This window comes from uncultured Tyzzerella sp. (assembly GCF_963558545.1).
Taxonomy (GTDB): Bacteria; Bacillota; Clostridia; order Lachnospirales; family CAG-274; genus Tyzzerella.
This window is the reverse complement of sequence record NZ_CAUWHO010000114.1, coordinates 1-1,705: the sequence shown is the minus strand read 5'-3', so window position 1 is coordinate 1,705 and position 1,705 is coordinate 1. Positions and strand designations below refer to the sequence as shown.

At 21.0% G+C, this 1,705-nt stretch carries 3 protein-coding genes; all 3 read right to left on the bottom strand.

Going from position 1 to position 1,705, the window contains the following annotated elements:
• The coding region (locus tag R5Z65_RS10060; protein ID WP_317368925.1) for a hypothetical protein at positions 1-194 on the bottom strand (194 nt) is incomplete at its 3' end.
• Positions 191-910 (bottom strand): LytTR family DNA-binding domain-containing protein, encoded by a 720-nt coding sequence (locus R5Z65_RS10055; RefSeq protein ID WP_317368924.1) that lies wholly within the window; start codon positions 908-910, stop codon positions 191-193. The genes R5Z65_RS10055 and R5Z65_RS10060, both read right to left, overlap by 4 nt.
• Positions 911-1,007: 97 nt before the next feature.
• Complete coding sequence (locus R5Z65_RS10050) at positions 1,008-1,478, bottom strand: ribbon-helix-helix protein, CopG family (protein ID WP_317368921.1); 471 nt, start codon at positions 1,476-1,478, stop codon at positions 1,008-1,010.
• Positions 1,479-1,705: the final 227 nt, after the last annotated feature.

Here is a 1,705-nt window from a genome sequence, read left to right as displayed (position 1 = left end):
TTTAAAGATATTCTTACATTAGGTTCAATAGAAAGTATATAAGCCATTGATATAATTAGATAATATAAAATGTATGTAATTATTTCAATATGGGTATTTTTTATTTTTTTATGTAAAAGAGTATGTATACTTTTATAAACCCAAAATACATTTATTGCATTAAATATTAAATATAAAATATAGTAGTTGTTCATCTTAATTCCCTTTCATAGCTTAGTATCCTTTCTTTTAAAAACTTTATTTTATCCCTGCTAATAGGTATGATTTTATTATTACATAAAATAATAGAATTTTTTTCAATAGTTGAAATATACTCTATATTAACTAAATAACACCTATGCTGTTGTATAAAATTTTTACTATCAACTTTTTTAATAACCTCCTTTAATGTTGAATAAAATATATACTCTTTACCTTTAAGTGTATATATTTTTACTGTATTTTTGAAACTTTCAAAATATAGAATATCTGATAATAATATTTTATTTACAACTCCATTATTTGTATATGTAAAAGTTTTATTTATAATTTCCAATATCTTCAAAACATTACTTATAGATTTTTCAACTTCATCTTTTTTTAAAGGTTTGCATATAAAATCTGTTGGCATAGTTTTATATGCTGATATAGCATATTGAGTATGAGAAGATACATATATAATTTTTGACTTGTAATTGTTGGTATTTTCTCTTAAATTATATCCTATATCCGTTCCTAATCTATCATTTAATTCTATATCCAAAAAAATAATATCAAAATCACTGTTGATTAAATGTTTTTCTAAATCTATACCACAATTATAAGTTTTTACATAAAATTTATAATTATTATTTACTCCATAATCTAATACAATTTTATTTAATTCTTCAACAATATTACTGTCATCATCACAAATAGCTATATTAATCATAATAATTTATCCTCCTAACTAAAATAAATTTGTTAGCTTTAAAACTATTATAACTAATAATTATTAATAATACAATGTTTATAGTATTATTATATTTTTATAATTCATCTGCTATATTTTTCAAATTATCAACATCTTGCAAAAAGTCATTAATTTGAAAATCTTTTTTCTGCATATATTTTACACCATTTCTCATAGACTTTTCTAAAATTTCATCAAACTTATCTTCGTCTGCCTCGTCAATTATTTTTAAAAACATATTTATGAGTAGAAATAATTGCCCTGTATTAATCTTCCCTATTTTCATTAACATTTTAGCAAGTCTATTTGTTTGCTTATCTAAAATTTCTTTTATATCTTCTAGTCTATAAATAGAAGTTAATTCTTGTCTTATTATATCTGCTATAAAATCTATATCTTCTCTGCTACTTTCTAAATTTAAACCTTTATTAACAAGTTGCCTTATAACTTCTGAAATATTTTGATTTCTATTTATTGCTAGTTTTTCTAGCTTTTCAAATGTTTCTTTTGGAAAATCAATAGATTTCTTAACTATATTTTTAGCCATAAATACCTCCTTTTTGATAATACTAAAATATTATTTTATAATATAAAAATAATACTGTTCTGTAAAAGTAATATCGTTGAAACCTTTGGTTTCAAGCTGTTTGACGTGATATGATAATATCACTATTCCTGCCTAAATCTTATTTAGTGTAATTTAAATATCGAAATAAAAGTTATCTCTCAAGTTCATCATATTCTATTCCTTTTGCTTTATAAATTTTATTATTC